3 protein-coding genes and 1 pseudogene are annotated in these 6,490 nt (G+C 72.8%); 1 reads left to right on the top strand and 3 read right to left on the bottom strand.

The features are described 5' to 3' along the window. Nucleotides 1–106 precede the first annotated feature (106 nt). Nucleotides 107–1,369: an MFS transporter gene (locus tag AB8Z36_RS27975; RefSeq protein WP_369216162.1), complete on the bottom strand. Its 1,263-nt coding sequence runs from the start codon at nt 1,367–1,369 to the stop codon at nt 107–109. A 482-nt stretch (nt 1,370–1,851) separates the two neighbouring features. Between AB8Z36_RS27975 and AB8Z36_RS27970 the strand changes: the two are divergent. Then, a pseudogene (locus AB8Z36_RS27970) lies at nt 1,852–4,173 on the top strand (amino acid adenylation domain-containing protein); the annotation flags it as partial. Nucleotides 4,174–4,202: 29 nt separating this feature from the next. Here the strand turns inward: AB8Z36_RS27970 and AB8Z36_RS27965 are convergent. After that, nucleotides 4,203–5,504 (bottom strand): DUF4407 domain-containing protein, encoded by a 1,302-nt coding sequence (locus AB8Z36_RS27965; protein ID WP_369216161.1) that lies wholly within the window; start codon nt 5,502–5,504, stop codon nt 4,203–4,205. After that, the coding region (locus AB8Z36_RS27960; protein ID WP_369216160.1) for a hypothetical protein at nt 5,497–6,490 on the bottom strand (994 nt) is incomplete at its 5' end. The genes AB8Z36_RS27960 and AB8Z36_RS27965, both read right to left, overlap by 8 nt.

Here is a 6,490-nt window from a genome sequence, read left to right as displayed (position 1 = left end):
TCTCACGGCGCCGCACGTCTCACCGCGCCGGCCGTGTCCGGCGTCGACAGGGCGGGGAAGCTGTGGGCGTGACCCCGGGGCGCGAGGCCCCGGAGGCACGTGCGGGTCAGGCGGACGGCGAAGGGGCGGTGCCGACGCTGGGGTCGTCGTCGGAGGTCTGTTCCCCGGCCATGTCGGCCCGGTCGTGGGAGCGCAGACCGGGCAGGCAGCACACGGTCACGACCATCAGGCCGACGCCCGCGATGATCAGCGAGGTGCGGGGCGCCAGCGCGGTGGCGACGAATCCGCCGACCGCGTAGGCCAGCGCGCTGCCCGCGAAGGCGGCGGACGAGAGCGCTCCGCCGACCCGGCCCAGCATCTCGGGCGGCACGCCCTTCTGCAGCAGCGTCTCCTCGCCGATCATCGCCACGCTGTTGCCCACGCCCATGACGGCCTGGGTCGCCACGGCGACCGCGAGGACGGGGGCGACACCGGTCAGGGCGATGCCGAGGCCCGCGACGAGCCAGCCACCGGCCAGCAGGGTCACGGCCGAGATCTTCGTCGTGGAGCGGGTGAGCCAGAGCGAGGCGAGCACCATCGCCGCTCCCGAGCCGGTGCCGAGGAGACCGAAGCCGAACGAACCGGCGTCGAGGACGTCACGGGCGAGGAAGACCAGGACGACGTTGTCCAGCGAGGCGAACATGATGCCGAGGAGCAGCAGCAGGAAGATCGCACGGGCCATCCGGTGCCGCCAGGTGAAGGCGATGCCCGCACCGATGCCCGCCAGGAATCCCGGCGCGTCCCCGGTGGCGGGTCCGCTTGGCTCCATGCGGGGCATGCCGAGCAGCAGGGCGGCGCCGACGAAGAAGGTCAGGGCGTTGACGAGCAGGGCACCGCGGGGCTCGATGAGGGCGGCGACCGTGCCGCCGAGCACCGGGCCGAGGGCCGCCTGGAGGTTGAAGGCCGTGCCCATCCAGGCGTTGGCGGGCACGAGCTGCTCGGAGTCGACCAGGCGCGGCATGACGGTGCGTCCGGCGGCGTTGAAGACCGTGGACAGCGACGAGGCGAGGGCGACGAGCGGCACCAGGAGCGCGGTGTTGGACGGCACCAGGGCGATGGCGATGAAGACGATGCCCTGGCCGACTTCCGCGCACAGCAGGAGGCGCTTGACCTCGAACCGGTCGGGCAGCGCGCCGGCCACCGGTCCGAAGAACCGTGGCACCGCCTGGGCCAGCAACAGCGCCGCGACTCCGGTGGCACTCGCTCCGCTGCCGGTGATGAGCAGCAACAGGGCGATGGTGGCGACGCCGTCCCCCACGAGGGAAACCGATCTGGCGGACCAGTACCGCCGGAATGCCGGATTCGCACGGAATAGCTGGAACGAACTCACACAGTTCCTTATTTCCCAGGGGGGAGTGTGTGAAGGTGCGGTCGATGCCGCTGACCGCGCGCCCCGTTACATCCCCCGAAAATGTTTTGGCACGAGCCTGGGCCGGTAAGCCAGCCGCTAAGAAGCGACCACAACCTAACCACTGACCGTCACGGCCCTCAATCGAATTACTTGTGACGCAGATCACCTTGACGCCGTCGGGGTGCCATGCTTCCATCCCTAACGCTCTGTCAGTTATGTGACATTCAACGGAGTTTGACGGCGCGTAGAGCGCGCCACGGCGGACTGACCGGCCGATTCGGCGCCGCCCTGGCTTCCTGCCAATTCGCGATGCACCCTAGAAATCTCAGCCGCCGCCCTGGTGTTATTCGCCGGGTGTCACGATCCCAGGGCGGTCTCTCTTGCCGTTCTGGCTTTCGAGGGGGAAATCATTGTTGGAACAAGCGGCTGTCCGAGTCCACTGGCTGACCGCGCTCCGCGGAATGAGCCGCGAGCCGTTGCTCCCCGTCGCAGGGCCCACGGCCCCGGTCCCCGAAGAGGCCGAACTCCCGGCGGACCGGGCGGCGCCCCTGCGCCGCCTCGCGGGTGACGACGCCACCGGTCTGCACCTGCTGCTCATCGCCGCCACCCGCCTCGTCCTCGGGCGCTTCGGCGCCGCCGAGGACCTCACGGTCCTGTGCCCGCTGCCGGGGAGCCCGCCGCGAGAGGTGGCCTTGCGCACCGCACTCGGCCCCGACCGCAGGATCAGCGACTTCCTCCAGGCCCTGCACGCGGACCTCGCCGCCGCCTCGGCGCTGCCCTGGCAGGACCGCGCGGCGCTGACGGCCGGTATCGACGCCGTCGGCGAGGCCGACGGGGCCGCCCTCGGCCAACTCGCCGTCGCCTGGGGCGCGTCGGAGCCCGCCGACCCCGTGGACCTGCTGGTGCGCGGCGGTCTGACGGACGACGGCGGCATCCGGATCGGCGTGACCGGCCGCGCGGGCCGGGTCCCCGCGGCGGCGGCCGACCTGCCCCGCTGCGTCGCCGCCGTCCTCGCGGCGATCACCGCCGATCCGCACCGCACCGCCGGGGAGACGGACCCGCTCGACGCCGGACAGCGGGCCGCACTGCGGGCCTGGAGCGGCCTGCCGACACCCGCGTCCTTCGCCCCCCGCACCCTGCCGGACCTGGCCGATACGGCGGCGCGGCGCCACCCGGAGCGGCCCGCCGTCCTCGCGTCCGGGCTCACCTGGACCCACCGGGACCTCGCCGAACGCTCCCTGCGCGCCGCCCGCCACCTCGCACAACGCCACGGAGTCCGGCCCGGCGACCGGGTCGCGGTGGCCCTGCCCCGCGGCGCCGACCTGGTCCTCGCCGTCCTCGCCGTGCTCAGGGCGGGCGCCGCCTACGTCCCCGTAGACCCGCGCCACCCCGCCCCGCGCATCCGGCGGCTGCTTGAGGGCAGCGCGGCCCGCCTGGTCATCGGCGACACGGCCGCCGCGGCCGGTGCGCTGCCGGTCCTGCGGGCCGGAGAACTGCGGGCCGCCTCCGAGACCGCCGACGAGGCGGCGCGGGACGCGCTGCCCGAGCCGCGGCCCCAGGACGACGCGGTCGTCTTCTTCACCTCCGGCTCGACCGGCCTGCCCAAGCCCGTGGTGCTGCGGCACGACCAGATCGCCCACCACGTGACCGCGTCCGCCGGGCTGCTCGGCGTCGACGAGCACCTGCGCTGCGCCCTGCTCTCGGCCATCTCCTCCGACGCCACCACCTTCCAGATCTTCCTTGCCCTCGAAGCGGGCGGTGCCCTTGTCGCCATCGGCGCCCCCGACGAACTGGACCCGGTGACCTTCTGGGCCCGGCTGCGCGAGCACGGCGTCACGATGGTCAACTGCGTGCCGAGCCTGCTCTCCAGCATGATCGAGGTGCTGCCGCCGGACGCCGGGGTCGAACTGCCCCATCTGCTCCTCGGCGGCGACGCGGTCCCCAGGGGCCTGCTCGCCCGCACCCGGGGCCGCCTGCGCATCGGCACCTTCGCGAACCTGTACGGGCCCAGCGAGACCACCATCGCCTGCACCACCTACGTCTGCACCGGCGAGGAGGCGGTCTCGCTCACCGCCGTGCCCATCGGCCGCCCGACGCCCGGGTTCGCGGTCCTGCCGCTGACACCGGGCGGGGACCTCGCACCGGTCGGCGTGCCGGGGGAGATGTACGTGGCCGGGCCCGCGGTCGCGGAAGGGGGCTACCTCGGGGCGCCGGAGGCCACCGCCGCCCGGTTCGTCGACTGCCCCCTGCCGGGCGTCGGCCGGGCCTTCCGCACCGGCGACCTCGCACGCTTCAACGCCGATGGCACGCTGGACTTCCTCGGCCGGTTGGACGACCAGATCCAGCTCCACGGCAACCGGGTCGAACCCGGCGAGGTGGAGGAGAACCTGGTGGCCCTCGACGGGGTGCGCGAAGCGGTCGTCATGCCCCTGCCCGTGGGCCCGGACAGCATCGTCCTCGCCGGGTGGTACACCGCGGACCACGTCCTCGCCGAGGACGCCGTCCGCGCCGCGCTGGCCGGGCAACTGCCCCCGCACATGGTCCCCGCCCAGCTGTACCGGGTGGACGAGCTGCCCAGGAACCAGCACGGCAAGGTCGACAGGCCCGCCCTGATCGCCGGAGCGGAGCGGAAGGCGGACCCCGGGTCCGGCTGGACCCCGAGGGACGAGGCCGACCGGGCGGTGGCCGCCGCCTGGGAGAGCGTGTTCGGCCGCCCGCCGCGCTCGGCCGACGAGGACTTCTTCGCGGCGGGCGGACACAGCCTCACCGCCGCCCAGCTCGTCGGCGTGCTGTGTGCGGGCGGCGGGGTGCGTCAGACCGTCGAGGAGCGGCGGATCTCGTCCTCCAGCGCGTTCACCGCCTGCCGGACGCGGATGTTCATCGCCGCCGTGTGTTCCCGCAGCGCCGCCTCCGACTCGGCGCGGTGCCGCCTGACCTCCTGTTCGATGGCGTCCTGGGCGATCTCGATGTCCGCCATGGCCCTGTTCTCGGCGAGCCGGACCTGCGCGTCGTGCACCTTGACCCCGCTGTTGCTGGCGCTGGTGAGCATCCGGTCGTAGGCGGTCTCGCCGCTCAGGTACTTCACGAGCACGGGGAGCAGGTCGAGGAGGATGAAGAGCAGGCGGACCAGCCAGATGCCGACGAAGAGCACCGGGTTCCCGGTCGCGAGCTGTTCCAGCGCCCGCATCCGCTCAAGGACGCCGATCTCCCGGTGCTTCGCGCGCTCCTCCCCGAGCCGTCGCTCGACACCGTCGGCCCTGGCCTTCAGGAAGGCCCCGCGCGACGCGGTCTGCTGGCTCTCGGCCTTGGAGATGCGGCTGTTCATACGGGCCAGCCGCTTCTCGTTCTCGTCGGTGCGATGGGTCGTCCGGTAGTCGCGCGCCTTCGCCCGCAGCCGCAGGCACTCGGACGTCCGCTGGTACAGGCCGGTGCCGGCCATGCGGATCAGGCGTTGGCACTCCTCCCGTACCTCGGAATCGATCGCCTCCAGCCTGTCGGTGTCCCGGTCCACCCGCTTCTGGAGCGCGGCGGCGTCCGAGCGCAGGGCGGTCAGCTCCTCGGCGCGCTCGCCGGGCGTCCTGCCGAAGGAGAGGACGTACGTCGTCCCGCAGCCCTCCGGCGTGACGGTCCGCGTCGTGGACGGCACGGGGTTGCAGCGCACCAGGTTGGTGCGCAGCCGGTCGATCTCGTCCGAGCGCTCGTCGGCGACACGTTCCTCGATGGCCGTCTGGAAGATGCGGAGCACGAGCGGCTCGGCGATCACGGCGCCCAGCAGCAGCGCGATCAGCATGCGCATCAGGAGGGGCCCGGCCCGGCGCCGCGCGTTCGGCTGCGGGGTGACCAGCCAGCGGTCGAGGTTGAGCACGAACAGCATCCAGATGACCGTCGGGACGAGCGCCACGACGGAGACCCTGCCGAGCGCCTCGACCGCGAAGTTCCACATGGAGAACGCCGCGATGACGGAGGTGCCGAGCACGACCCCGCCGAGGGCCGTGTACTTGCTCCGCTCGTATCCGACCCTGTCGAGGAGCCCCTCGTCGACGCCCGTCAGGGTGCGCAGCAGCCGTGCGGCGTCCCGGCCGAGGCGCCGGTCGTTCGTCGGGAGGTCAGTCAATGAGATCGTCCTCGTCCCTGACGAAGCCGCCCTGCGGTCCCCGCGAGCCGTCCCTGCCCGCTTCCGCGCGGTGGCCGCGGACCGGTCCCGACTCGACCATCCGCGCGGCGTCCGCGCCGTTCGCGAGGGAGGGTGCGGTCCTGCCGCCGCCCGTCTCCTTGAGGACCTGTTCGAGAACCTGCTGGTAGTCGACGTACTCGCTGCCGCCCATCTGGCGGAGCAGCGTCAGCACCATGTCCCGGCGCATCTGCGCCTCCGCCGTCTCCCGCGCCTGGGCGTGCGCCCGGTCGGAGGTCTCGGCCGCGCGCCGCTGGGCCGCCTCGGTCTCGCTGTTGCGGTGGATGCGGGCCGCGGCCTCGGTGACGTCGATCTCCTGTCTGGCGATGCCGAAGGCGTCCACGTGGTCGGAGCCCCGGGAGATCAGGTCCGCGATGCGCTGGGCGTCCTGCGTCTCGAAGTCCCGCTGTCCGCGCCGGAGTTCCCAGGAGCGCCGCTCGTCGCGCAGCTTCTGCTCCCAGTCCCGCAGATCGTCCGACGCGTGCACCTCGGCGCTGACGAACTCCACGCTCATCCCGGCGACCCTCGGCGGCACGATCGCGCTGTAGGCGGTCATGCGGTGGCTGACCTCGGTCCGCACCGCGTTGACCTCCTCCACGCGGTGCCCGGCGCTCGCCCTCGGCAGGTCGTTGTCGCCCATCAGATAGGCGCGCAGCGCGACCGCGACGTCGATGATGCCCTGCCGGGCGATGACGGTCGGGTCGGTCACCTGGCAGGTGAAGGACGCCCGCACCGTGAACTTGTCCGCCTCGCTCACCGAGGGGAGCGTGCGCTCCACCTCGACCAGGCGGGCGCGGGTGTCGACCAGACTGACCGACGAGGCGTCGAGCACGTCGGGGTGGGACGGGTCGAACACCATCCCTTCGGGGAAGGTGCGGTAGTTTCCGCCGACCCTGAAGACATGGACCGCGCCCGCCTGGTCGAGGTGG

Source organism: Streptomyces flavofungini (genome assembly GCF_041028215.1).
Lineage (GTDB): Bacteria > Actinomycetota > Actinomycetes > Streptomycetales > Streptomycetaceae > Streptomyces > Streptomyces flavofungini_B.
Note: the sequence above shows the minus strand (reverse complement) of the source record. Positions and strands in the feature narration are given on the sequence as shown.